Here is a 24,407-nt window from a genome sequence, read left to right on the forward strand (position 1 = left end):
GGGCAGGAAACCCTGCCCACACGGAAGTTGGAGGTGCCTACTTGGCCGGCAGCAGAGGCGAAATTCGCGCCTGCATGTTTGCCGCTGCCTCGGCAGCAGTCTGACGGCCCAGCAGCATTGCGTCGGCTTCCTCGCTCAGGATTTCCTGGGCGCGAGCCGCCTGATCAAAGCCGGGGAAAGCCACCCGTGCAGATGCCACCGACTGTGCCTCTTCTTCCGCCGCAGGATTTGCAGCGACGATGCGGGGATCTTGGTAGGCTCCAGACCGAACCGGACCATTGCCATTGAGAGCCTCGCGGACAGTTGCCTCGGGAGAGGATAGTGCCCGAATAAGGCTCCAGGCCAGTTCCTTGTTGGTCGAGTTTTTCGGGATGACCAGATACCAGACTTCGGTCTGCGCCGGCGTCACGCCGTTGGGGTCGGCCGGAACCGCCACTGCTTTGATATCCCCCGGGAAGCGCGAGAGCGCGGCATCGTTGAGAACCGCCACCCGGCCGAAAGGATTGAGTGACAGCGCCGCTCGACCTGCCTGCATGTCGGCAATGATGGTGTCGAGGTTCCCTGAAATGTAGTCGCGAACCAGACCGCCATTGTCGTACAGGCGCTTCAGCGTCTCAAGCGTTTCGATGAACTCCGGCGTTTCCGCGTTGAGCGTGTAGTCGGGTTCAAGGAACTGGACGCCGTGAGCGAGTGCCAGGTTGAGAATGAAGGTCGGCGACGTACCCGAGTGATTGGCAAAGCCATAGACTTCCGGGTTTTTCTCGTGAATGGCGATCGCCAGATCAACCAGTTCAGCGAACGTCTCCGGAATGCTCTCGATACCCTGATCCGCAAGGATCTTCGAATTGTAGATCAGTGCGTTCGTGGCATGACGAAACGGGATGCCATAGAGCTTGCCATCATAGGTCATCGCATCGCGCATGCCCTGGCTCAGCCCATCAAAGCCTTCGATCGGGTTTTCGGCCTGATAACCATCGAGTGGTTCCAGGAGTTCGAAGACGTCCGGCGATACGAAGCGATTGAGGAAAAACGCAAGGTCGATATTGCCTGCATCCAAGGTCATTTCCCTGAATAGGCGATCGTGAATCGGCGTTACGTCGGCTGTAATCCAGTTTATATCGCCGTTATCCGACCGCCAGGCCTCGGTGACATCCCCACCCGTCGTGCCCGCGCTTTCGCCCGTCGACACGGATTGGTGAACACGGTGACCCAGTACATTAATGCTCTGGGCCGATGCGGGGGACACTGCGAACACACTCAAGCTGAGCGATGCTGCAAGCGCCAACAGTCCAATAGATTTTTTCATTGGTCTCCTCCTTTGGTTTACCGCGTCGCGGTGTAGCGGCCCGGGCTAATTTCCCTTGAGCCGAAGCTTTGTGTCGGCCTGTTTCTCAACGAGCCGCATGAGCGATCCCATGTAGTCCTCCGCCGGGAAGGCCTCTTCGCATGCCGCGTAGCGCGCCATGACAACCTCTCCGACCGGGAGGTCGACCCCGAGATCCTTGCCCAGTTTCAATGCGAGCCGCTGATCCTTCGCAGCCAGCCGCGAGGCAAAGCCGGGGGTGTAGTCGGCAAGGAAGGCCTTGGCCGGCAATACGGTGTTCAGGATCTTGTTGGACGTTCCGGTACGGTCAGACAGGTCGATGATCTGCTCGACGGTCAGTCCGGATTTCACGCCGAGTGCAAGAGCCTCGGCGATCGTCGCAATGATACCGCCACCCAGAAAATTATTGACCAGCTTGATTGCCGAACCCGCACCGAGCGATCCGACGTGCAAGATTTCCGAGGACATCACCTTGAGGACCGGCCTGACCTCAGACAACAGGTCCGCGTCGCCGCCGACCATGAAGGTGACCGTTCCCGCCTCGGCTTCGGCAACACCTCTGCCGACCGGTGAATCAATCATCCTGATGCCAACCTCGGCCAGCGCCGCACCCACCGCCCGTGAGGTCGTGGGGTCGATCGTGCTCATGTCAATATAGATGAGGTTCTTGTTCCCGCTCTCAATGAGCCCGCCCGCGTCGAGCGTTATCGACCGCACGTCAGGCGCATCTGGTACCATGGAGATTGCGATATCGACTTCAGCACCGAGCTCGGCCGGGCCCGCCGCAATACGGGCACCGGTCTTTGAGGCGAAAGCCTCGGCTGCGGCGGGCATCCGATCCCAGACGACAACGTCATAGCCGGCCCTGGTGAGATTGCCGGCCAGGCCGCGCCCCATCGCGCCCAACCCGATAAATCCGATCTTCTTGTTCGCTGGCATTCCATTCTACTCCTTCAGCGAGAACGTAAGCAGTGCCTTGAAACTCGACCCCTGCGGCAGGACGGTCATTACACGCATAAAGGCACCGAAACCGCGGATCCGGGCGCTCTTCAGACCGCCCTCCCTGGGGATCTCGAGCAATGTCCCTTCGTCGACCCAGTTGAGCCCGTCGGGAGAGATCTGCACCCACGCCCGGGCAAGCTCCGGCGTTCCCGTAGACCCGAGATTTCGCAGAAAGATTACAGCCTCGGACGCCCACGCCACCTCGTAAGGCTCGCTGGTGGCAACGCCTTCCCAAAGGTCGTTTCGAGCAACGACGGCGGATATCGATTCACGCATCGGCCCAGTCTCCCGAAACGAGAACAGAATCCAGATAGAGGTAGGCCCGCTTGTTGCTGTCGCTCTCGATCGTCCAACAGACGTTCAGCATGCAGTTGAGGTTCGGCCAGGCGCCCATACGCATCGGCTCCAGGGTCGAAACATCGAACACCCTGTCGTTGCACTGCAGGTGAGTGAAGCTCATCGACGCCAGGTCGAAACCGAGCTTGAAGTAGTGCCAGTTATATTTGGTCGGCACCTCGTTGTAGCAAAGCTCCTGTGCGCCGCCCGGGACATCGACCCACCCATCAGCACCAAAATGGTGATGCGAGCGCGTCTCGCCGGTGGAGGCATCGCCACCGACCTCGTGGGGTGTCTCCAGCATGCTTTTGTACTGCCACTTCTGCTGCCGCTTTCCGTCAAAAGCGTTGAGGTAGCGGACATGAGGCATGATCCGGCGCTCATTGTCCTGAAGGTCGAGGACCAGGCCAAACGCACCGACATCGAGGTCAGACAAGAGCATGTCCGTCGCCTCGGGCTTGAGCGCGAAATAGGCCTCGATCTGGATCGGACAGGCTTTGCGGAAGGTCATGCGCTTGAGCGCCATATTTACCGACCGCGGACGGGGACGGGACGCAATCTTGAGCGCATAGGTGCCACTCAGCGCACCGTGGGTACCGGTTTCCCAGTGGCTGCCGTTGCTGAGCATCGGCTGGTTCATGTCCCGGAACCCGGGGAGCACATTGTCGAGCGTGTACTCGTAGTTGCCCACAAGGGCCGTGTATCCGCGCATGCCGTCGGAAAACTTGTCGAACGCCATAATCCTTGGGAGGGGGTCAAATTTGGACAACTCCGGGTCACCCCAGTGAGCTGGTCGTGTAGGCATAATCATCAACCTCGTTCATTCTTGTTGTTTTACTACAACGTAGCGAGATTGCGAGTCAATCAGCCTGATCGAAAAGACCAGCAATTTCTTGCATTCACTCGATTTGATACGGCATAATTTATTGAAAAATAATGCTTATTTTCTCTATCGGGCATAGATCGAATTCGGATGCGTCTCCGGCCCGGCTTGCAAAGCGCGCCGGAGATATGTAGTATCACTACATGATATCCCATTGCAGCTTGCCGAGGCATTTTATAAAATGATGATAAGAATATTTGGCTTTCCTGCCCATATTCACGGCATCATTCGCATTATTGATTGACTTTATTTAGTATATTTCACAGATGTAGTAAAACCACAACTCTGGAGATGGCATGCCTATAGATGGAAACCACTCTTCTCTCTCGATCTATATTCTTCGCCACCTGGATGAATTGAGGCCATCGGAGAAGAAAGTCGGTGAAATCGTCGTCAGCGAGCCGGAGAAGGTGATGCGCATGAGCATCTCGGCTCTTTCCGACAAAGCGGGAGTCAGCGAACCGACTGTTCTGCGTTTCTGTCGCCAACTCGGCTTGAGCGGGTTCACCGATCTGAAACTTGCACTGGCAACGGACGCCGCTACCGGCCTGCCGTTTGTCGACGCCGAAGTCAGCATGGCCGACACACCCCAGATCGTCGGCGACAAGATGCTGGGGACCGCCATGAAACAGCTGAACCTGGTGAAGAGCCAACTCAACTACGACCAGGTGGTCGCCGCAGCCGACGTGATCGGCAGTGCGCGAAGGATTGATATTTGCGGCATCGCGCAATCCAATTTTGTTGCCGCGGAGGTTCAACACCGCCTCGCCCGAATGGGCTACTGCGCCATCGCCATGGCAGACCCGCACATGCAGCTACAGGCGGCGGCATCCATGGAGGCCGGCGACGCGGCGCTTATCATGTCGTTTGCCGGCCAGAGCAAGGAGACCGTAGACGTCGCCCGGCTGGCAAGACGCGTGGGAGCCAAGGTCATCGTAATCTCCCGCTCCACTTCCGCGCTGGCCCAGGAGGCCGACATCCTGATCAATGTCGATTCGGACGAACAGACCTTCCTCTACTCGTCATCTTCCACACGCATTGCCCACATGATGGTGATCGACATTCTGACAACGATCCTCGCCATTAAGGTCGGGGAACCAATGATCGAACGCCTGCGCCGTTCGCGACTTGCGACAAACGAATACTGGATCCCGGCCAGCAAGTGACGATGCTATCCCCTGGTGCAGGATTTCCACTCCACATGCGACGGGCACTCTAAACTTCACGCCCGACGAGATTGGAGAACCGCTATTCCCACTCGATGGTGCCGGGGGGTTTTGAAGTCACGTCGTAGACAACGCGGTTGATGCCATGCACCTCGTTGATGATGCGGGTAGCGGCGGCGCCGAGGAAGTCCATGTCGTAGTGGTAGAAGTCCGCCGTCATGCCATCGACAGAGGTGACGGCACGCAGCGCGCAGACAAACTCGTAGGTGCGCCCGTCGCCCATGACGCCGACGGTCTGCACCGGCAGGAGCACGACGAATGCCTGCCAGATCGCATCGTAGAGGCCGGCCTTCCTGATCTCATCGAGATAGATCGCATCGGCCTCGCGCAGGATGTCGAGCTTCTCGCGCGTCACGCCGCCGGGGCAGCGTATGGCCAGACCCGGCCCCGGGAACGGGTGGCGGCCGATGAAATGGTCCGGCAGGCCGAGCTCGGCACCGAGCGCCCGCACCTCATCCTTGAAGAGCTCGCGCAGCGGCTCCACCAGCTGCATGTTCATGCGCTCCGGCAACCCGCCAACATTATGGTGGGACTTGATGGTGACCGAAGGCCCGCCGGAGAACGAGACGCTCTCGATGACATCGGGATAGAGCGTTCCCTGCGCCAGGAAATCCGCGCCGCCCAGTTTCTTGGCTTCTTCTTCGAACACTTCGATAAAAAGGCGGCCGATCGTCTTGCGTTTGGTTTCCGGGTCGGCCTCGCCCTCGAGCGCATCGACAAACCGGTCCGACGCATCGACCAGAATCAGCTTCAGATTGTAGTGCTCGCGGAACATGGCGACGACGTCGGCAGCCTCGTTCTTCCGCATCAGGCCGTGGTCAACGAGAATGCATGTCAGCTGGTCGCCCACGGCTTCGTGGATCAGCAGCGCCGCGACTGAGGAATCCACCCCGCCCGACAAGGCGCAGATGACCTTGCCCTCGCCTACCTGCTCGCGGATCTGCTCAACCGCGCGCTCGCGATAGGCGGCCATCGTCCAGTTGCCTTCGATGCCGGCGATGTTGTGCACGAAATTGGCGAGAAGCTTCGCGCCGTCCGGTGTGTGCACCACTTCCGGATGGAACTGGACGGCGTAATATTTGCGTTCCTCGTCGGCGATCGCCGCAAAAGGAGCACCGGTCGACGTGCCGACCACACGGAAGCCCGGCGGCAGCGCCGTGACCCTGTCTCCATGGCTCATCCAGACCTGGTGGCGCGTACCCTTGGCCCAGACATCCTCGAACAGCGCACAATCGTCTGCGATATCCAGAAAGGCGCGGCCGAATTCGCGGTGATGGCCGCCCTCGACCCTGCCGCCAAGCTGGGCGCAGATCGCCTGTTCGCCATAACAGATGCCAAGGACGGGAACGCCGGACGAAAAGACGATGTCGGGCGCGCGCGGAGACCCGATATCCACTGTCGAGGCCGGACCGCCGGACAGGATGACCGCGCGGGGGCCGATCCTGTGGAATGCCTCTTCGGCGCTCTGGAAGGGAACGATCTCGGAGTGGACACCCGCTTCGCGCACCCGGCGCGCAATCAGCTGGGTGACCTGGCTGCCGAAATCGACGATGAGGACGGTGTCTGTGGTGCTCATGGCGAGGCTCTAGAGAAAGATACGATTCGGCGCAATGGCGGCACATCGCCGCTTGCCGTCACTCCACGTCTTCGGCTTTGTCCGTCATCGATCTCAGCGCCCGCATCAGTGCCTCGAATGCCTCGGCACCGAGGAGGCTGTGGTATCCAGCCTCGATTTCGCGTTTGATGCGATCAGCATCGCGCATGGCACGCAGCCCGGCGGCCGTATGGCGCACGATGCGGGAGCGGCTGTCTTTCGGATCGGGCACGCGCTCCAGAATGCCCTCACCCTGTAGCCCATCGATGAGCTGCTGCACGGCCTGTTTGGAAATGCCCATGCGCGCAATGACGACCGCTTGCGGTGTGCCGCCGCGGGCAATGTGTCCGAGCAGGTTCGCCCGCGCGTCGGTGAACCAGTCATGACCCGCCCGGCGCATCGCCTCCACAAATCGCGCCTGCCATTGCCGGTTCGCCAGCCAGAGGCGCCAGCCGAGGTGATCCGGCAAAGTCTGCTCATTTTTCGTCAAGACACTTGACCGTAATGAAAAACCGATTTAGTCAAGATACTTGACGAAACCGGTTATGTCGAACCCGAAACTCCGCAGGAGATTACGATGAAAATTCTGGAGAGAGATACCCTTGAGGCCATGTTGCCGGGCGCCACCCACAGGCTGGATATGGGTGGTGTGGAAGCGGTCATCTATTACGAGGATGCGTCGCGGGCACATATGCTGCTGCCCGAGGGCAAGAGCTATTCGGGCGATTGGCGGCTGCATGATGACGGCTATACGGTGGATTGGACGAATGGCCCCAGCGCGCGATGGAAACTTGGGCGCGCGGAGGACGGCATCCACTATATCGACGCCGAGGGCACGTCGCGTGCGCGACTAACCGGCATCGACTACTCCAATGCGGCCGGATTGCCTAAAGCCTGATCGTGCCGTCCGCGATTGCCGCCTCAAGCTGGCCGACAGCTTCGGCCAGTTTGACGTCGATGATGTGAAGATACTCGGTCCAGTCACCGACATGAGCAAGTTCGGCCACGCCATCGGAAATGCCGCGCAACGCGATCATGGGCACCTCGAACCGCTGGCAGGCGCGCAGCACTGCGAAGGTTTCCATGTCGACCATGTCGGCCTCAACGGCATCATAAGCAGCGCCGGAGACGATGTTTGCACCTGTGGAAAGCGTGGCCTCTGCGATGCCTGGAATGCGCAGCGGCAGATCCACCACCGGCGGCAGATCGAGAAACGGCGTTACGCCTTTCGGAAATCCCAGCGCAGAAGCGTCCATGTCGCGGTATGACACTGAAATTGCCTGGTAAATTCCGGTCTGCTCAAGCGTCCGGCTACCTGCTGAACCCAGCGAAACGACAAGGTCTGGCAAATTGCCGGCCGTCTTGAGATCGGCAAGCGCCACGCCAAGGTTCACACCGGCCTCGACCGGGCCGACACCGGTCATCAGAGGGGAGAAAAGCTCTCGGAGCCGCGGTCCGTATTCGGCGTCGGCCGCCATCACGAACAGGAGCTTGCTGCCGCCGACATCTGCCAGGAGCGATGCCGGATCGCTCATCCCGAGATGCCCTGACGGTCGCGCACGGTCATGATCGTGCCGGTCATCGTCGCGAACAGCTTGGCGTCGCCATCGGGACCGTAGGCATAGGCCTGGCCGTCAGCCACCATGATCGTGCGGCCGGGCTTGGTGACCGAGCCGCGAAACAGGAACCGCTCGCCCTTGCCTGGCGCCAGCAAATTCACCTTGAACTCGATCGTCAGCACCGCAGCGTCGGATGGCATCAGCGAGAAGGCCGCGTAGCCGCAGGCAGAATCGAGCGCGGTGGAAACGATGCCGGCGTGGAGAAACCCGTGCTGCTGCGTGAACGCGGGGTCGAACGGCATTTCGATCTCGACCGTGCCGGGGGTGACCCGGGTCAGCTCCGCGTTGATGGTTTTCATCACGTGCTGGCGCGCGAAACTTTCTCGTACCCGCGTCGCGAAATCGGCGTCAGCCACGGAAGTACTCTGCGATGCCATGGGGGTTCCCTCTCCACAGGGTTATGGCAAACGCCTTTAACCGGCGCAAGAAACAATTGTGCAGTGCACAAGCCGCTAGTTGAGATGCACGATTGCTCCGTTGAGAACCGTGGCGAAAGCGACCCAAGCAAGATAGGGCAGGAAAAGCAGTGCCGCCGTGCGGTCTTCGCGCCATGCGCTGGCGATGAAGCCGATGATCACCACGAGCAGCGTGAAAATGATGATCAGCGCAACGCGCGGCAGCTGCGCCGCGAAGAAAACCGGCGACCAGGAGAAGTTCAAAGCCAGTTGCATGAACCACAGCGCCACCGGGCCGCCAACGGGGTTCAAACGCCAGACGCGCCAGCCCGCTATCGCGATGAGTATGTAAAGCGCGGTCCAGACTGGACCGAATATCCAGTTCGGCGGATTGAAGGACGGCTTGGCGAGGCTTTGATACCATTCGCCTGGTATGGTGGCGGTGCCAATCAGCGTACCACCCAGAACCACGCCGACGATAAAAAGGGCAAGCGAGAAGTAGCGGGTCATTCCCCGGTCTTCCGTTTCAGGATCGCAACATAGAAGCCGTCTGTATCGCTGGAATGCGGCGTCATTCGTATCCCGCCGGCCCTGTCCGCAAGCGGCGGCACCGGTATGGCGGGAAGGCTGGCCTGCCATGCGGCAACGGCATCGGCGTTCTCGAAGTTCCGGTTGCGGTCGCGGAATGCGGCGGCCTGTTTCCCGTTCTCTTCATCGAATACGGAGCAAGTCACATAAACCAGTGTGCCGCCCGGCCGCACGAAACTGCCTGCGTCGTCCAGGATCGCCGACTGTTCGGCCATGCGCTGCTCGAGCTGCTTTTCGGTAAGCCGCCATTTGGCGTCGGGCCGCCTGCGCCACGTGCCGGACCCGGTGCAGGGTGCATCGACAAGCACAATATCCATGCTGCCGTGAAGCGGTTTCAGCGCCGAACGATCCGGCGTGGCCTGCACATTGCGGCTGCCGGCGCGTTTCAGGCGCTCGAAAATAGGCGCCAGGCGCTGCTTTTCGGCATCGAATGCGTGTATCTGGCCGGTGTTTTCCATAGCCGCCGACATAGCGAGCGTCTTGCCGCCGGCCCCGGCGCAAAAGTCGAGCACACGCATGCCGGGCGCGGCTCCCGTCAGTTGAGCGGCGATCTGCGATCCCTGGTCCTGGACCTCGAACCAACCCTTCTGGAATGCGGGTTCGGCCTGCACATTAGGGTGGCGCCCTGCTCCCGCGACAGGCGGAATACGAATGGCGTTGGGTGCCAGCTGGGCCGCCTGTGCGCGCTGCCTGGCAAAGATGCGCAGCAGCTTGTCACGGTCGGATTTGAGCGTATTCACCCTGAGGTCGAGCGGCGGCCGGTCTGAAAGAGCAGCCGCCTCTTCCACCCATGCCTCGCCGAAAGCCGCCTCCAGGTGCTGGCGGCACCAGTCCGGACTGTCGGCACGGACTTCGTCCGGAGGGGTGGAGGCAAGCCGCACGGACACGAGAGACTGCTCGTCCGCGGAAAGCGGATCCGGGGCGAACCTGTCGCCATCGATAGCGGCGTTCACGCTTTCGGCCGTCTCGGACATTTCCAGAATAACGGCGCCAAAGGCCAGGTGGCGCGGCGCATCGCTGTCAAACAGCCAGGCGGCCGAGCGTTTGCGGCGCAGTGCGTCGTAAACGATGTTGCCGATGGCGGCGCGGTCGCCAGAACCGGCGAAACGGTGCGAAAGGCCCCAATCCTTCAGTGCTTCCGCCGCGGGGCGGTATCGTGCTTCGATATCCGCCAGAATTTCGATGGCTGCCGCCAGTCTGCCGCCGAGACGCATGATGACATTCCTGTATGCCGGTTGACCCGAATGGCAAATGCCTATCCGGCCAGGCACCAACGCGCAAGCGCAATAGGAAACGGGCGGGTAAACCCGCCCGTCTCAAGCCCGGTCTGCCGGGTACGGCTTATGCCGACAGGTCGAAGCGATCCGCGTTCATGACCTTCGTCCACGCGGCGACGAAGTCCTTGACGAACTTCGCCTTGGCGTCTTCCTGCGCATAGACTTCGGAGAGCGCACGGAGCTGGGAGTTCGAACCGAAAACAAGATCGACCCGCGAGCCGGTCCATTTCAGTTCGCCGCTCTTGCGGTCGCGCCCCTCGAACTCTTCCTCGTCGCCGCTCACGGCTTCCCAGACGGTCCCCATATCAAGCAGATTGACGAAGAAATCATTGCTCAGGGTTTCCGGTTTGTGGGTCAACACGCCGTGCCTGGAACCGCCATGATTGGCGCCGAGCACGCGCAGGCCGCCAACGAGGACGGTCATCTCCGGTGCCGTCAGCGTGAGAAGCTGGGCCTTGTCGACCAGCAACTCTTCAGCGGTGACGGTGAAACGTGTCTTCCGGTAGTTGCGGAACCCGTCGACGACCGGCTCGAGTACGCCGTAGCCTTCAACGTCGGTTTGCTCCTGCGTTGCATCCATCCGGCCCGGCGTAAACGGCACTTCGATATCGTGGCCGGCAGCCTTGGCTGCCTTTTCAATGCCGACGGAACCGCCGAGCACGATGAGATCGGCCATGGACACTTTCTTGCCGCCCGACTGGGCGCCGTTGAATGCACTTTGCACGCCTTCGAGGGCAGCCAGCACCTTCTTGAGCTGATCGGGCTGGTTTGCTTCCCAATCCTTGGCCGGCGCGAGACGAATGCGCGCACCGTTCGCGCCACCGCGCTTGTCGGAATCGCGATAGCTGGCAGCGGAAGCCCATGCCGTCGACACAAGCTGCGAAACGCTCAGCCCCGTGTCGGCGATCTTCGCTTTCAGCAGCGCGATGTCCTTCGGTTCGATCACATCGTGATCGAGCTCCGGGATCGGGTCCTGCCACAGAAGATCTTCGGCAGGCACCTCAGAGCCGAGATACCGGACCTTGGGGCCCATGTCGCGGTGGGTGAGCTTGAACCAGGCGCGCGCAAACGCGTCGGCGAATTCCTCCGGATTTTCGTGGAAGCGCTTGGAGATCGGACCGTAAATCGGATCCATCCGCATCGCCATGTCGGCGGTCGTCATGAAAATGCGATGCGTGCGCTCGCCGGTTTCCGGATCGGGTGCAAAATCCTCCGGCTTGAGGTCCTTCGGCGTCCATTCCCAGGCGCCTGCCGGGCTCTTGACGAGCTCCCACTCATAACCGAACAGCACATCGAAATAGCCATTGTCCCAGACGGTCGGGTTCGGCGTCCAGGCACCTTCGATGCCACTGGTGATGGCATCGCGGCCTTTGCCGGAACCGTGGCTGGAAAGCCAGCCCAGCCCCATCGCCTGCAGCGGAGCCGCCTCCGGGTCAGGACCCACAAGGGCGGCATCGCCCGCGCCGTGCATCTTGCCGAAGGTGTGGCCGCCGGCGGTGAGAGCAACGGTTTCTTCGTCGTTCATTGCCATGCGCGCAAAGGTTTCGCGGATGTCGCGGCCGGAAGCTATCGGGTCCGGATTGCCGTCCGGGCCCTGCGGATTCACGTAGATCAGACCCATCTGCACCGCTGCAAGCGGCGTCTCCAGCTCGCGGTCGCCCGAATAGCGGCTGTTCGCCTGGTCACTGGTTGCGAGCCACTCCGTTTCGGCGCCCCAGTAAACGTCTTCTTCCGGCTCCCACACATCGGCACGGCCACCTGCGAAACCGAAAGTCTTGAAACCCATCGACTCAAGGGCGACGTTGCCGGCCAGAACCATAAGGTCGGCCCAAGAGAGCCGATTGCCGTATTTCTGCTTGATCGGCCAGAGCAGGCGGCGCGCCTTGTCGAGATTGCCGTTGTCCGGCCAGGAATTGAGCGGAGCGAAACGCTGCTGGCCGGCGCCGGCGCCGCCACGGCCGTCAGCGGTGCGATAGGTGCCGGCACTGTGCCATGCCATGCGAATGAAAAGCCCACCGTAATGGCCGTAGTCGGCCGGCCACCAGTCCTGGCTGTCGGTCATCAGCGCGGTGAGATCCTTCTTCGCCGCCGCCAGATCGAGCTTCTGGAACTCCGCCGCATAATCGAAGCCGGACCCCATCGGATGGGAGAGCGCCGAGTTCTGATGCAGTATCTTCAGATTGAGCTGGTTTGGCCACCAGTCCCGGTTGGAACGCATGTTCATGCTGGTTGCGCCATGCGCAACTGGGCACATGCCGGATTTATCTACCTTGGTGTCCATTGTGACCTCCGATTTACGATCTGTGCTCACCACCGACGCCACTACGTAAGCGCCGTGACGGCCATATGTCGCTGCTGCCTCGGGGCCTGTTCCACCTTGCGGGAAAATGCCCAGGCACCGCACCACAGGGCCGCGGAAAACTGGAATGATTCAAAACTAGACGGCGGCTTTGATAAATTCAAATTGCATTTTCTGTTTCTTCCCATAATTTCTTCTTATGATCAGCTTCACCATTCGCCAGATGGAATATTTCGATGCGCTGGCACAGGTCGGCCATTTCGGCCGCGCGGCAGCCCAGGTCGGCGTGACACAGCCGGCGCTCTCCGCGCAGATCGCGGAAATGGAGCAGCGGCTTGATTGTAAGCTCTTCGAGCGCGGCGGGCGCGCCGTGCGGCTGACCGAACCCGGTCGGCAATTGCAGCCGCGCATCGAGAGACTGTTGAGCGAACTGCGTGATCTGGGCAGCATCGCGCAACGCGGCCGCAGTGCCATGCAGGGCCGCTTCAGGCTGGGGATCATTCCCACGGTCGCGCCATACCTTCTACCGCGCCTGCTGCCGGAACTGCGTGCGCACTATCCCGGCCTCGAGGTCGAATTGCGCGAGGCAATCACCGGCACTTTGATGGAAGAAACGGTAAGCGGGCGGCTCGACGGCTTTGTTGCGGCCCTGCCCATCGATCAGCCGCGGCTAATGTGGGAAGAGGTATTCTCCGACCGGTTTCTGCTGGCGCTGCCGAAGGATGACCCCGAGCTCACGTCCCCGCCGGTACAGCCCGAAAGCCCCGTGCTTGAGCGGATGATGCTGCTCGAAGACGGGCATTGCATGCGCGAGCAGGCCCTTGCCGTTTGCGGCAGGGTGCGGCCGGTGGCGATGGCAAATTACAGCGCAACCAGTCTGACCACGCTGCTGCATATGGTTGCACACGGACATGGCGTGACTCTGATACCGGAGATTGCAGCCAAAGCGGACAAGGCGGCGGGCGATCTGAAGATTGTACCGTTCGCGGAACCGGCGCCGATGCGACGCATCTGCCTTGCCTGGCGCGTCAACAGCTCGCGGCAGGACGAATGCCGGATGCTGGCGGAAATCGTCCGTGCAATCGCCGGGTCAGGCAGCGCGCAAAAGCACGGCGACCAGCCCGATCCACATGCCGGCGAGCGACAGGTAGCCGAGCGTGAATATCGGACGGCGGTACCGGATTCGATTTGAGGTAACGTGCACCCAGGCGTGCGCGACGCGCGACAACGCAAAGAACCACGCCAATGCGAGCGTGACGACCGTCACACCGCCGGTCACGAATAGCGACAGGCAGGCGGCATAAAATAGAACCGGCAGTTCGAACTGGTTCGCCAGATTATTGCGCACGAAGATGCTCTCGGGCGGTTCGATCTGGTTTTCCCGGAACTGGCCCGGTTTCGCACTGCCGGCTTTGACCGCAGCAATGCGCCTTCGCGAGATGAGAACATAAACGGCATACACCAGCGCCACCTGCAGCAGCATTGGCCAGAAAATCGCTGTCTGGTTCATTGTGCCTCCCCCTTTTTGCCTGATGCCAATGCTCCTAATCCGGCTGTCGTGCCGCGACAAGGCTTGACATTTCCCTCTCACGTAACTTTATAAGTTTCATGAGATTCGATACGCGACTGTCCGGCATGCTTCACGTTCTCCTGCATATGGTGGAGAGCGGGAAACCCGTTACCTCCGAAGCCATGGCCGGCTATCTCGGCACCAACGCCGTTGTCGTGCGCCGCACGATGGCCGGCCTGCGGGACGCAGGGCTGGTTCGTTCAGAAAAGGGGCATGGCGGCGGTTGGGTGGTCGCGCGGGCGCCCTCCGATGTCAGCCTTGGCGATGTCTATTCGGCGCTGGGATCGCCGACGCTGTTTGCAATCGGCAACCGCAATGAAAACCCGAACTGCCTGGTGGAAAAGGCCGTCAACGCCTCCCTTGGCGAAACGCTCAGGGAAGCGGAGGCGCTGGTCGTTGCGCGCCTTCACAACATCAGTCTGGCCGATGTCGCGGATACCGTCGGGGGAGGAATGGAAGAATTCAAACGTGTCATGAGCAAAGGTTTCAAAGATGTATGATGTGCTCGTCGTCGGCGGCAGCTATGCGGGCATCGCCGCCGCGCTTCAACTCGCGAGAGCCCGCCGCAAGGTGGCTGTGATCGATGCCGGAAACAGGCGCAACCGGTTTGCATCCGCCGCGCACGGCTTTCTGAGCCGCGACGGTCACACCCCCGATCTGATCGCGCGGCAAGCCCGCCGTCAGCTCCTCGCCTATCCCAGTGTCGACTGGATCGAAGACACCGTTTCACGCTGCAGCGGTTCGCTCGACGCTTTCGAGGCAACCACCACGCGCGGCGAGGTATTCCGCGGACGCCGGCTTATCCTTGCCACCGGCGTCAACGACGAACTGCCCGAGGTACCAGGGCTCGCGGCGCTTTGGGGGCGAAAGGTGTTTCACTGCCCCTACTGCCATGGCTACGAGCTCGAACGCGGATCGATCGGCGTTCTGGCGGCTGGCGAGATGGCGTTCCATCATGCCGTCGTCGTCTCCGAATGGGGGCCGACAACCCTGTTCGCAAACGGTGTCTTCCAGCCCGACCTCGAACAGCAAGGCGTGTTCGGCCAGCGTGGTATCGCAATAGAGCCGGCCCGGCTTGCTGGCGTTCAAGATACCGGCGCCGGAATTTCCGTCGAACTCGAAACAGGCGGCACCGTGGAACTGGCGGGGCTGTTCGTGCAGGCGCGTACATCGCCCGCCTGCCCGATCGCCGAACAGCTGGGCTGCAATATCGAAGAGAGCCCGATGGGCACGCATGTCGGCACCAACGGCACGCAGGAAACGAGCGTGCCAGGCGTCTTCGCGGCTGGCGACACGGCGCGGGCCGCCGGCAACCTGACATTCGCCGTCAGCGACGGCGCCATGGCCGGCGCCGGCGCGCATCGCTCACTGATATTCCCGCCGGTCTGAACCGGCGCGAGGCTCAGCCGGAGTAGTTCGGGCTTTCCCGCGTGATGGTAACATCATGCGGGTGGCTCTCGCGCAGGCCCGCCGCCGAAATGCGGATAAACTCCGCCTTCGTGCGCAGTTCCTCCAGATCGGCGGCACCGACGTAACCCATCGCCGCCTTCAGGCCGCCGACGAGCTGATGCAGGACGCCGGAAACCGGACCCTTGTACGGCACCTGCCCTTCAATGCCCTCCGGCACCAGCTTCAGCGTATCGCGTACCTCGGCCTGGAAATAGCGGTCTGCCGAGCCGCGGGCCATTGCGCCCACCGAACCCATGCCGCGATAGGCTTTAAAGGAGCGGCCCTGGTGCAGGTAGACCTCCCCCGGGCTCTCGTCCGTACCCGCAAGCAACGAACCGACCATCGCGCCGCGCGCGCCGGCAGCCAGCGCCTTGGCAAGGTCGCCGGAGAACTTGATGCCGCCATCGGCGATGACCGGAATATCGGACCTTTCGGCTTCTTCTGCCGAGGCCATGATGGCTGAAAGCTGCGGCACGCCGACACCTGCCACCACCCGCGTCGTGCAGATCGAACCCGGGCCGATGCCGACCTTGATCGCATCCGCACCGGCATCGATGAGCGCGCGGGTTCCATCGCGCGTGGCGACATTGCCGGCCACGATGCGCACGGCGTTCGACAGTTTCTTGATACGACCGACAGCGTCGAGAACACGCTGGGAGTGGCCGTGGGCTGTGTCGACAACCAGCAGGTCGACGCCCGCGTCGAGCAACCGCTCGGAACGCTCGATGCCGTCTTCGCCGACGGTGGTTGCGGCAGCGACACGAAGGCGACCCTGACTGTCCTTGGACGCGTGCGGGTTAAGCTGCGACTTTTCGATGTCCTTGACCGTGATCAGGCCGACGCAGTTTCCGTCACCATCCACCACCAGCAGCTTTTCGATGCGGTGCTGGTGAAGCAACCGCTTTGCCTCGTCATGGGCCACGTTCTCGTTCACGGTAATCAGCGACTGATGCGTCATCAATTCCCGCACGAGCTGTGCCGGATCGGAGGCGAAGCGAACGTCGCGGTTGGTCAGAATGCCGACAAGCTTGCCGTTTGTGAATCCGCCCTGCCCGCCGTTCTCGACGACCGGAATGCCGGAGATACCATGCGCCCGCATCAGCGCCTGGGCATCGGCCAGCGTCGCGTCGGGGCCGATCGTGACCGGGTTGATCACCATGCCGCTCTCGAATTTCTTGACCTGGCGAACTTCCTCCGCCTGCTGTTCGGGCGTCATATTGCGATGGACGACGCCGATACCGCCGGCCTGCGCCATGGCGATGGCGAGCCGCGATTCGGTAACCGTATCCATCGCCGAGGAGAGGATCGGAATGTTGAGGTCGAAGTCGGCGGCGATGCGCGTCGCCACACTTGTCTCGCCGGGCATGACCCGAGAGTGACCGGGCTGCAGCAGCACGTCGTCAAAGGTAAGCGCGTGCGATCCGGTCGCTGTTTCGATGATTTTGGCCATGTCCAATCCCTGCTTTCGATCGGGTAATACGGAAGCCGCGCCGGCCCCGGAATGGCCGCGCCGACTCATCGGCTCCGTCGGTGGATTGGCGCTGGCTGGTACCATGGATGGATGGGGAAGGAAAGCGGCGGCTCCGCAACTTCCCCGCCATCCGCGCCAGCTCAAAAAGGGTCCGCTATATACCCGCCGCCACAGGTGATGATATGGAGGCCCGCATCAGCTGGGCGAGGTTATGGACATACAGGAAGCAGAGGCCGGCGCGCCGCCCACCCCATCCATGCGGCGTGAACAATTCACCTTCACCGGCACGGGGCGGGAATATTTCGGCATCTGGATCGTCAACATACTTCTGACGATCGTGACGCTGGGCATCTATTCGGCCTGGGCAAAGGTACGGCGCAACCGCTATTTTTACGGCAACACCAGGCTCGCCGGCGCGAGCTTCGACTACCACGCACGGCCGGTCCAGATTCTGATCGGGCGCATCGTCGTGCTGACAATCCTGATCCTCTACAATCTGGCCGCAACGTTCTTTCCGGTCGCCGGCGGTATCCTCGGTGTCCTGTTCCTGCTGGCGCTGCCGTGGCTGGTCATGCGCGGGCTGCGCTTCAGCGCCCGCATGACAAGCTTCCGCAATGTGCGTTTCGATTTTACCGGAGGATATGGCGGGGCGTTTCTGGCCTACATACTTGGCGGCCTGCTCACCTGGGGTTCGCTTGGCATTCTGGCGCCGATCGCTTCACAGTGGATGTGGCGCTACACGCTCGACAATCTGCGCTATGGCGACCGGCCGATCGATTGCGACCCGCGGCTTGAGAAGCTCTACGGGCAGTTCGTGATGCCGGCGGCTGTGTTCGTCATAGGCCTGGTTGTGGTTGTTGTGCTCGGGGTGTCGATCTTCAGCCTCGCCAGCGGGATCGGCCTCGACCTGGAAGATTTCTCGTCCGACTTCGCGGTTGGCGGCATCCTGCTGGCAATTTACGGCGCCTTTCTGCCGTTCTTCCTGCTGTTTGTTCTGGTCAGCCTGCTCTACTCGGCAGGCGCCCGTAACGTCGCACTTTCGGAGACGGTAATCGACGGGCAGCATCTGCTTGCCTCGCATATCGGGCGCTGGCGCTATGCATGGATCGCCATCTCCAACTTTTTCGCCACGCTGTTCACGCTCGGCCTTGCCCGCCCCTGGGCCGCGGTGCGCATGTCGCGTTATCTCGCCGGCGTCACGGTGCTCTATTCCGCGGGTTCGCTCGACGACTTCTTCTCGACAGTGAAACAAAGCGAAGGCGTCGTTGGCTCTGAGTACATGGATATCGAGGGCCTCGACTTTGGCTTCTGAGGCTGAAGACGGGCAGGCTATCAGCGGCGTCTGGTATGCGCCGCAGACCAGCCGTGCGATGACCGCGACACTGCGGCTTGAAGACGGCGGGCGGCTTACGGCACGCGACGAGGCAGGTGCAGTCCTCGCCTCCTGCGAGCTGCCGGCCGCCGCCTTCTCCGACCGTGTCGGCTCGATACCGCGACGCATCGCGTTTGCCGACGAAAGTGCGTTCGAAACCGACGACAATGACAGCGTCGACAGGCTGATGCAGCCACTGGCCAAGCGCGGTTCGGGCCTCGTCCATTCGTTGGAGCGGTTCCATCCGCGACTGGCTGTGTTTGTGGTTCTGGTCGCATTGCTGGCGGCCGCGATCTACCGTTTCGCCGTGCCGGTGCTTGTCGAGGTGGCGGTGCTCGTTACGCCCCCCGTCGTACCTGAACTGCTGTCATCGTCGACAATGACCACACTCGACAACACCGTCTTCGAGCCGTCGAAGCTGGATGCCGAAACGCAAAAGGATATCGCCGAGGGGTTCGATAAACTCGCAGCCGCCTCGGCTGGCGGCGCCGACGGCTATTCGCTCAATTTCCGCAAGGGTGGCCACATCGGCCCGAATGCATTTGCGTTGCCCGACGGCACGATCGTGCTTACCGACGAACTGGTCGAGATGGCCAATGACAACGAGACAATCCTTGGTGTTCTTGCCCACGAAATCGGCCATGTGGACCATGACCACAGCCTGCGGCAAGTCTATCGCGCTGCGGGTGTGACCGGGCTCATCCTGCTGATCGGCGGCGATGTCGGAGCGGGTGTCGAGGACATTCTCATTCAAGGCTCGGCTCTGTTACAACTAAGGCACTCGCGCAGCGCCGAAGCCGAGGCCGACAGATTCAGCATCGAGCTTATGCACCGGACGGGCCATGACCCGTTGGCGATTTCGCGCTTTCTGGAGCTCATTCGCGACAAGCTCGGCGATACATCCGAATCCGATTTCCTTTCGACGCATCCGGCCACGCCGTCGCGTATCGAAGAGACGAAGCGCTATGCCGAGGAGCTGATGGCGACGATGCCGGACTGATCGTTCTGGACCAGCCGATTTCGCGCCGGGATCGGCCCGCAAACGGGACAATGATCCGAGGGCATGCTAACTCTCGGTCCTTCTGACACATTGTCCCCCGCCGCCCGGACCACGCCTTGAACCGCACTCTTCCCATCGTGCTGGCCGTCGCCCTGTTTATGGAGCACATGGACTCGACGGTGATTGCGACATCGCTGCCGGCGATTGCGCTGGACATCGGCACGAGCCCAGTCGCGCTGAAGCTGGCACTGACCTCCTATCTGGTTTCGCTCGCGATCTTCATTCCCGTCAGCGGCTGGATGGCCGACCGCTTCGGCGCCCGAAAGGTGTTTCGTGCCGCAATCGCCGTTTTCGTAGTCGGTTCGATATTGTGCGCGATATCCGGCTCGCTCGGTGCGTTCGTTGTGTCGCGCTTCGTTCAGGGCATGGGCGGTGCGATGATGACACCGCTTGCGCGCCTCGTTCTGGTACGGGCCACGCCACGCAGCGATCTGGTGAATGCGATGGCATGGCTGACCGTGCCGGCTCTGATCGGCCCGATGGTTGGGCCTCCGGTCGGCGGCTTTCTGACCACCTATGTCTCATGGCACTGGATATTCCTGATCAACGTGCCGATCGGAATTGCCGGCATTCTCGTCGCGGGGCGTGTACTGCCCGACATCGAGGGCGAGGCCGATCGCAAGATCGACTGGCGCGGTTTCTTCCTGGCGGCTGTTGCGGCGTCAGGCATCGTATTCGGGCTGTCGGTCATCAGCCTGCCGGCGCTTCCGCCGGTGTTCGGTGTCACTGCAGTGATCGTCGGCGCAATCGCCGCTATCGCCTACCCTTTCCATGCACGCCGGACGCAGCGTCCGCTTCTCGATCTTGGCCTGTTTTCGAACCGCGCATTCGCTTCGTCGATCTATGGCGGTTTCTTCTTCCGGGTCGGAACCGGAGCGACACCGTTCCTGCTGCCGCTGATGTTTCAGCTGCTGTTCGGGCTGACCCCGTTCCAGTCCGGCCTGCTCACCTTCGTCACGGCTTTTGGCGCAATCGGCATGAAGTTCATTGCCAGCGGCACATTGCGGCGTGCCGGCTTCCGCACCGTGACGATCGCAAGCGCTGCGCTCGGCGGCCTCTTAATCGGCGCCAATGCGCTCTTTACGTCCGACACGCCTTATGTGGTGATCGCCGTCATCCTGTTCGCGGCAGGGCTGGCGCGGTCGCTGTTCTTCACCAGCACAAATGCGCTCGTGTTTGCCGAGCTCTCGGACAAGGATGCGGCACAGGCCACCGCCATCGCCTCGGTCAGCCAGCAGATCAGCATTGCGCTGGGGGTCGCGGTTGCGGGCGGATTGCTGGAAATCGTCCAGGCGGTGACCGGCTCCGGGCTCGACCGGACCGCCTTTGTCGTGGCGTTCGGGATCGCAGCAATCGCGTCCGTGCTCTCGGCGCTCTTTTTCGTACGCCTGCCGGCCAATACCGGAAGCCTGGTGTCGGGGCACGGAAGGCGCGGAGCTAATCGCGACCCTTGAAGCCTTTGGCGAGCAGGTAAAGCTCGACCGATTCATCGCGCGAGGCGGGCGGCTTGACGTGATGGACCGACTTGAACCCGCGTTTCAGACTGTCGAGCAGGGCGTTTTCGGTGCCGCCCTGAAAGGTCTTTGCCAGGAAATGACCACCGGGTTTGAGCACCGAAAGTGCGAAATCCGCCGCAACCTCGCACAGGTGCATGGTACGGATATGGTCCGTGCGCCTGTGGCCGGTCGTCGGCGCCGCCATATCGGAAAGCACGATATCCGGTTCGCCGCCCAGAACTTCGATCAGTCTTGCGGGCGCCTCGTCGTCGAGAAAGTCCATCTTCAGAATGGCCGCACCCGGAACCGGGTCCATGTCCAGATAGTCGATCGCGACAACGCGAATATCGTCCTCGGTGGATCCGGTGCGCGCAACCGCCACCTGCGTCCAGCCACCCGGGGCCGCGCCCAGGTCGATCACCCGCATACCGGGTTTGATGAGTTCGTAGCGGTCGTCGATCTCTGTCAGCTTGAATGCCGCGCGGGAGCGGTAGCCCTCGTTCTTCGCTTTATGGACATACGGGTCGTTCAGATGGCGCTCGAGCCAGCGGCGCGACGAATTTTTCAAGCCGCTTCTTTTCTTGATGCGCGTCTTCAGCACGCGCCCGCCGCCCTTGTTTCCCGATTTCGACATCAGCGCCCGCCCCTGCCACGCAATCGGCGCCGCCGCCAGACGCCGTCATCGGCCATCAATTCGCTCAGCATGCCCTCGCGCAAGCCGCGATCGGCGACACGCAGCCGCTCGGCGGGCCAGACCTGCCGGATGGCTTCGAGGATCGCGCAACCGGCCAGGACCAGATCCGCCCTGTCGGCCCCAATGCACGGATTGGCCTTGCGCTCTTCGAAAGAAAGTCCGAGCAGTCTTTCCATGATGCCGTCAACCTGCTGGCTGCTCAGCCACAGCCCGTCGACCCGGCGGCGGTCATACCGTTCCAGTTCCAGATGCACGCCGGCGAGCGTCGTGACCGTGCCGGAGGTCCCGAGAAGATGGAAGCCGGAGCCCGCCGCGAGGCCGCCCAGCCTGTGCCTGTCTTCGAAAGCGGAGAGCATCTCGCCAACGGCGGCAACCATTGCCGCAAAACTCTCGCGCGTCACCTCGCGCCCGCCAAAGCGTTCAGCCAGCGTCACCACGCCCACCGGCAGCGACGTCCACGACACGATATGGCTGGCAAGACGCGGCGAGCGCCGCTCCGAGACATCGACGAGCGCGATTTCGGAGGATCCGCCGCCGATGTCGAACAACACAACTGCGTCGGTGTTACGCTCAACCAGCGATCCACAGCCGGAAACCGCCAGCCGCGCCTCGGTCTGGCGGTCGATGATCTCGAGATCGAGGCCGGTTTCTTCTTTCACGCGGGCAAGAAAATGCTCGCCATTCTCGGCCGCGCGGCAGGCCTCGGTGGCGATCAGGCGCGATCGCCTGATCTCGCGGACGGCGAGTTTCTCGGCACAGACCTTGAGCGCCTCGACGGCACGGTCCATCGCCGCGTCCGACAGTCGTCCCGACGACGTAAGCCCCTCACCGAGCCGCACGATGCGCGAGAAGGCATCAATGACACGAAACTGCCCCGGGCGCTGCGGAACCGCAACGAGAAGGCGGCAGTTGTTGGTTCCAAGATCGAGCGCCGCGTAAACGGGACCGCGCTTGGATTGCGGAATATTGCGATAACGCTGAGGGCCGCTCTCCGTCTGCCGCTGCGGCTCTGCCGGCGGCGGCTGCACCGGTTTGACGCCGGCCTGGCCGGCAGCGTCACCGCTCTGCGCGGTTGCCTCGCGGGCGAAAACCTTGCGGTTTCGTCTGCGCTTTCTGCGCCGCCCACGTTTCTTGTTCTGTCCGGGCGCGTCGTCCGGCTGCGAACCGGGCGCTGGCAGAGGCAGGTCAACCTCAGACCGGTGCGCCATGTCCGCCTCGCCGGGCAGACGCTTCGTCCGTTCCGGCTCAGGCGACGCCCCGCCCGGCGCCAGAACGCCGGTGTCGGGATCTTCCAATTCAATCCACCTCTCGCGCCGCGCTGCTGCCGGAACGGGCCGGCGCCGCCGCAGGCGCATAAATGGTTACGTTGGCCGCACGATAGCAGCAGGCCCCGATTTCACCAAGAGCGGCAAACGGGTTGAACCGAAGACGATATTGACTATTTTTGATAGCAGACTAGAACGCGCTCATCGCAAGCGCTTCGCAGCGCCTTGTGGCAGGCTTTGGGGAATAGGTTAACGGTAGACCCACGGACTCTGACTCCGTTAGTCCTGGTTCGAATCCAGGTTCCCCAGCCAACAATTTCAAGGACTTAGCGAAAACTTCCAGAATCTAGTCTCGGATTGGTCTCATTTACCTGCGGGGGAAGTCCTTGGCCAGCAGCCAGAAGCGTGACAGGCACGGAGCCTCCGACGTTCGAAAAGACCATTGGCCCAAAGGGGTCTACGGCATCTCCATCGACGGCTTCGAACACCTCGGTGTCCACGAGGACACGGGGCAGCTCTTTTGGGATGGGAAGGAGATTGTCACCAAGCGGGTCGTGACGCTCCACCTGTATGAGCAAATTCTGGCTACCGTCGTCGCTGTCGGGAGCTTCGGGTACTTCGTGCTCGAAGCGGGCAAAACGATTGGCTGGTGGCAGTAGGTGCTCTGACAACTGGGTAGGGTCAGTTTCTAGCTATTAGTACTTCCCCGATGACCTTCTCGACAGTGGAGCCGTTCTCCTTAGAGGTCATTGCCCTGCGGCAGGATGACGAGGTCGCGGATGGTGACGTTGCGGGGCCGCGTCAGCATGAACAGCACCGCGTCGGCCACTTCGCTTGCCTCCATAAGCCCGCCATTGACGAGTTCAGCGTCGAGCTTGTCCTGCGGCCAGTCCTTGATGAGTGCTGTGACGACCGGCCCCGGCAGCACCGCGCCGACCCGGATCTTGTGTTTGGCCACCTGCCGGCGAACCGTGTGGACGAAGGCCTGTACGGCATGTTTCGAGGCGGTATAGATCGGCTCGTGCACAACCGGCACGACGCCGGCGATCGAACTGGTGACGATAATGTCGCCGGTGCGGCGCTCGATCATGTGCGGCAGCACGGCGTGTACGCTGCGGAACACGGCGTTGATGTTGAGATTGAGCATGCGGTCCCACGCGTCGGGGTCGCCGTCGACCACCTCGCCGCCGACATAAGCCCCGGCGTTGGCGTGGAAGATGTCGAGTTGGCCGGCACGATCGACGATTGCGGGAAGCATCTTTTCCACGCTCGCCGCGTCTGTAACGTCGACGACGAGCGGTATCGCCGCATCGCCGAGGGCGGCACAGGCCTCGCGCAGTGCGTGTTCGGCGCGGTCGACCAGCACGACGCGCGCGCCCGCATCGAGCATCGCCCTGGCGCATTCGAGGCCGATGCCGGATGCCGCGCCGGTGACGGCCGCCACCTTGCCCAGCAGACTGGAACCCATGGTCAAACTCCCTTCGTTG

General features: G+C 61.9%; 25 protein-coding genes and 1 tRNA gene. 10 read left to right on the forward strand and 16 right to left on the reverse strand.

What is annotated here, in order from left to right; genetic code table 11:
- Window positions 1-37: 37 nt before the first annotated feature.
- From EP165_RS01200 to EP165_RS01215, 4 genes are read right to left on the reverse strand one after another with little or no spacing between them, the layout of a single operon-like run.
- On the reverse strand, window positions 38-1,306 hold the full coding sequence (locus EP165_RS01200; RefSeq protein ID WP_127519731.1) for an ABC transporter substrate-binding protein: 1,269 nt from the start codon (window positions 1,304-1,306) through the stop codon (window positions 38-40).
- A gap of 45 nt (window positions 1,307-1,351) precedes the next feature.
- Window positions 1,352-2,263: an NAD(P)-dependent oxidoreductase gene (locus tag EP165_RS01205; protein WP_127519732.1), complete on the reverse strand. Its 912-nt coding sequence runs from the start codon at window positions 2,261-2,263 to the stop codon at window positions 1,352-1,354.
- A gap of 6 nt (window positions 2,264-2,269) precedes the next feature.
- Window positions 2,270-2,602 (reverse strand): hypothetical protein, encoded by a 333-nt coding sequence (locus EP165_RS01210; protein WP_127519733.1) that lies wholly within the window; start codon window positions 2,600-2,602, stop codon window positions 2,270-2,272.
- Window positions 2,595-3,473, reverse strand: coding sequence for a DUF6772 family protein (locus EP165_RS01215; protein ID WP_348629550.1), 879 nt, complete (start codon window positions 3,471-3,473; stop codon window positions 2,595-2,597). The genes EP165_RS01210 and EP165_RS01215 overlap by 8 nt, the downstream gene beginning before the upstream one ends.
- A 368-nt stretch (window positions 3,474-3,841) precedes the next feature.
- Between EP165_RS01215 and EP165_RS01220 the strand changes: the two genes are divergently transcribed.
- A complete protein-coding gene (locus EP165_RS01220) occupies window positions 3,842-4,711 on the forward strand; it encodes a MurR/RpiR family transcriptional regulator (RefSeq protein ID WP_127519735.1) in 870 nt (289 codons plus the stop codon).
- Between the two features lie 82 nt (window positions 4,712-4,793).
- Here the strand turns inward: EP165_RS01220 and guaA are convergent, their stop codons facing one another.
- Together guaA and EP165_RS01230 are read right to left on the reverse strand one after the other, a co-directional pair.
- Window positions 4,794-6,347: a glutamine-hydrolyzing GMP synthase gene (gene guaA / locus EP165_RS01225; protein ID WP_127519736.1), complete on the reverse strand. Its 1,554-nt coding sequence runs from the start codon at window positions 6,345-6,347 to the stop codon at window positions 4,794-4,796.
- A 58-nt stretch (window positions 6,348-6,405) separates the two neighbouring features.
- On the reverse strand, window positions 6,406-6,855 hold the full coding sequence (locus tag EP165_RS01230; RefSeq protein WP_245439934.1) for a MarR family winged helix-turn-helix transcriptional regulator: 450 nt from the start codon (window positions 6,853-6,855) through the stop codon (window positions 6,406-6,408).
- Between the two features lie 87 nt (window positions 6,856-6,942).
- Here EP165_RS01230 and EP165_RS01235 point away from each other — a divergent pair, with 87 nt between their 5' ends.
- Complete coding sequence (locus tag EP165_RS01235) at window positions 6,943-7,263, forward strand: hypothetical protein (protein ID WP_127519737.1); 321 nt, start codon at window positions 6,943-6,945, stop codon at window positions 7,261-7,263.
- Here EP165_RS01235 and EP165_RS01240 read toward each other — a convergent pair.
- The 5 genes from EP165_RS01240 to katG form a co-directional block, all read right to left on the reverse strand.
- Entirely contained in the window at window positions 7,253-7,900 is a 648-nt protein-coding gene (locus EP165_RS01240) for a 5'-methylthioadenosine/S-adenosylhomocysteine nucleosidase (RefSeq protein ID WP_127519738.1), read from the reverse strand. The two genes, EP165_RS01235 and EP165_RS01240, sit on opposite strands and share 11 nt — an antisense overlap.
- A complete protein-coding gene (locus EP165_RS01245; RefSeq protein WP_127519739.1) occupies window positions 7,897-8,361 on the reverse strand; it encodes a PaaI family thioesterase in 465 nt (154 codons plus the stop codon). The genes EP165_RS01240 and EP165_RS01245 overlap by 4 nt, the downstream gene beginning before the upstream one ends.
- A 75-nt stretch (window positions 8,362-8,436) precedes the next feature.
- Entirely contained in the window at window positions 8,437-8,889 is a 453-nt protein-coding gene (locus tag EP165_RS01250; RefSeq protein WP_127519740.1) for a TspO/MBR family protein, read from the reverse strand.
- Window positions 8,886-10,181 (reverse strand): RsmB/NOP family class I SAM-dependent RNA methyltransferase, encoded by a 1,296-nt coding sequence (locus tag EP165_RS01255; RefSeq protein WP_127519741.1) that lies wholly within the window; start codon window positions 10,179-10,181, stop codon window positions 8,886-8,888. Before EP165_RS01255 ends, EP165_RS01250 begins: the two co-directional genes overlap by 4 nt.
- A 127-nt stretch (window positions 10,182-10,308) precedes the next feature.
- Window positions 10,309-12,525, reverse strand: coding sequence for a catalase/peroxidase HPI (gene katG, locus EP165_RS01260; protein ID WP_127519742.1), 2,217 nt, complete (start codon window positions 12,523-12,525; stop codon window positions 10,309-10,311).
- A gap of 217 nt (window positions 12,526-12,742) precedes the next feature.
- Here katG and EP165_RS01265 point away from each other — a divergent pair, with 217 nt between their 5' ends.
- Entirely contained in the window at window positions 12,743-13,735 is a 993-nt protein-coding gene (locus tag EP165_RS01265) for a hydrogen peroxide-inducible genes activator (RefSeq protein WP_127519743.1), read from the forward strand.
- On the opposite strand, the gene EP165_RS01270 is transcribed toward EP165_RS01265, so the two are convergent.
- Window positions 13,634-14,053 (reverse strand): MAPEG family protein, encoded by a 420-nt coding sequence (locus EP165_RS01270; RefSeq protein WP_127519744.1) that lies wholly within the window; start codon window positions 14,051-14,053, stop codon window positions 13,634-13,636. The two genes, EP165_RS01265 and EP165_RS01270, sit on opposite strands and share 102 nt — an antisense overlap.
- Window positions 14,054-14,151: 98 nt before the next feature.
- Between EP165_RS01270 and EP165_RS01275 the strand changes: the two genes are divergently transcribed.
- Window positions 14,152-14,613: an Rrf2 family transcriptional regulator gene (locus tag EP165_RS01275; RefSeq protein WP_127519745.1), complete on the forward strand. Its 462-nt coding sequence runs from the start codon at window positions 14,152-14,154 to the stop codon at window positions 14,611-14,613.
- Window positions 14,606-15,502, forward strand: coding sequence for an NAD(P)/FAD-dependent oxidoreductase (locus EP165_RS01280; RefSeq protein WP_127519746.1), 897 nt, complete (start codon window positions 14,606-14,608; stop codon window positions 15,500-15,502). Before EP165_RS01275 ends, EP165_RS01280 begins: the two co-directional genes overlap by 8 nt.
- Before the next feature lie 13 nt (window positions 15,503-15,515).
- On the opposite strand, the gene guaB is transcribed toward EP165_RS01280, so the two are convergent.
- Window positions 15,516-17,012: an IMP dehydrogenase gene (gene guaB, locus EP165_RS01285; protein WP_127519747.1), complete on the reverse strand. Its 1,497-nt coding sequence runs from the start codon at window positions 17,010-17,012 to the stop codon at window positions 15,516-15,518.
- Between the two features lie 232 nt (window positions 17,013-17,244).
- Between guaB and EP165_RS01290 the strand changes: the two genes are divergently transcribed.
- The 3 genes from EP165_RS01290 to EP165_RS01300 all read left to right on the forward strand — a co-directional run bounded on the left by EP165_RS01290 (window position 17,245) and on the right by EP165_RS01300 (window position 20,919).
- Complete coding sequence (locus EP165_RS01290; protein WP_127519748.1) at window positions 17,245-18,345, forward strand: YjgN family protein; 1,101 nt, start codon at window positions 17,245-17,247, stop codon at window positions 18,343-18,345.
- Complete coding sequence (locus EP165_RS01295; RefSeq protein ID WP_245439936.1) at window positions 18,335-19,405, forward strand: M48 family metallopeptidase; 1,071 nt, start codon at window positions 18,335-18,337, stop codon at window positions 19,403-19,405. Before EP165_RS01290 ends, EP165_RS01295 begins: the two co-directional genes overlap by 11 nt.
- Window positions 19,406-19,521: 116 nt before the next feature.
- Window positions 19,522-20,919 (forward strand): DHA2 family efflux MFS transporter permease subunit, encoded by a 1,398-nt coding sequence (locus EP165_RS01300; protein WP_127519749.1) that lies wholly within the window; start codon window positions 19,522-19,524, stop codon window positions 20,917-20,919.
- Here EP165_RS01300 and EP165_RS01305 read toward each other — a convergent pair.
- The gene (locus tag EP165_RS01305; protein ID WP_127519750.1) at window positions 20,903-21,595 is read right to left on the reverse strand and encodes an RlmE family RNA methyltransferase; all 693 of its coding nucleotides are present in this window, start codon (window positions 21,593-21,595) and stop codon (window positions 20,903-20,905) included. The genes EP165_RS01300 and EP165_RS01305 overlap by 17 nt on opposite strands.
- On the reverse strand, window positions 21,595-22,950 hold the full coding sequence (locus EP165_RS01310; protein ID WP_501981643.1) for a Ppx/GppA phosphatase family protein: 1,356 nt from the start codon (window positions 22,948-22,950) through the stop codon (window positions 21,595-21,597). Before EP165_RS01310 ends, EP165_RS01305 begins: the two co-directional genes overlap by 1 nt.
- 208 nt (window positions 22,951-23,158) lie before the next feature.
- Here EP165_RS01310 and EP165_RS01315 point away from each other — a divergent pair.
- Together EP165_RS01315 and EP165_RS01320 are read left to right on the forward strand one after the other, a co-directional pair.
- Window positions 23,159-23,232 (forward strand) — tRNA-Gln (locus EP165_RS01315).
- Window positions 23,233-23,306: 74 nt separating this feature from the next.
- Window positions 23,307-23,579 (forward strand): hypothetical protein, encoded by a 273-nt coding sequence (locus EP165_RS01320; RefSeq protein ID WP_127519752.1) that lies wholly within the window; start codon window positions 23,307-23,309, stop codon window positions 23,577-23,579.
- A gap of 80 nt (window positions 23,580-23,659) precedes the next feature.
- Here EP165_RS01320 and EP165_RS01325 read toward each other — a convergent pair whose 3' ends face one another.
- Complete coding sequence (locus EP165_RS01325; protein WP_127519753.1) at window positions 23,660-24,388, reverse strand: SDR family oxidoreductase; 729 nt, start codon at window positions 24,386-24,388, stop codon at window positions 23,660-23,662.
- Between the last annotated feature and the right edge of the window lie 19 nt (window positions 24,389-24,407).

The organism is Mesorhizobium sp. Z1-4 (genome assembly GCF_004000235.1).
Lineage (GTDB): Bacteria > Pseudomonadota > Alphaproteobacteria > Rhizobiales > Rhizobiaceae > RCIO01.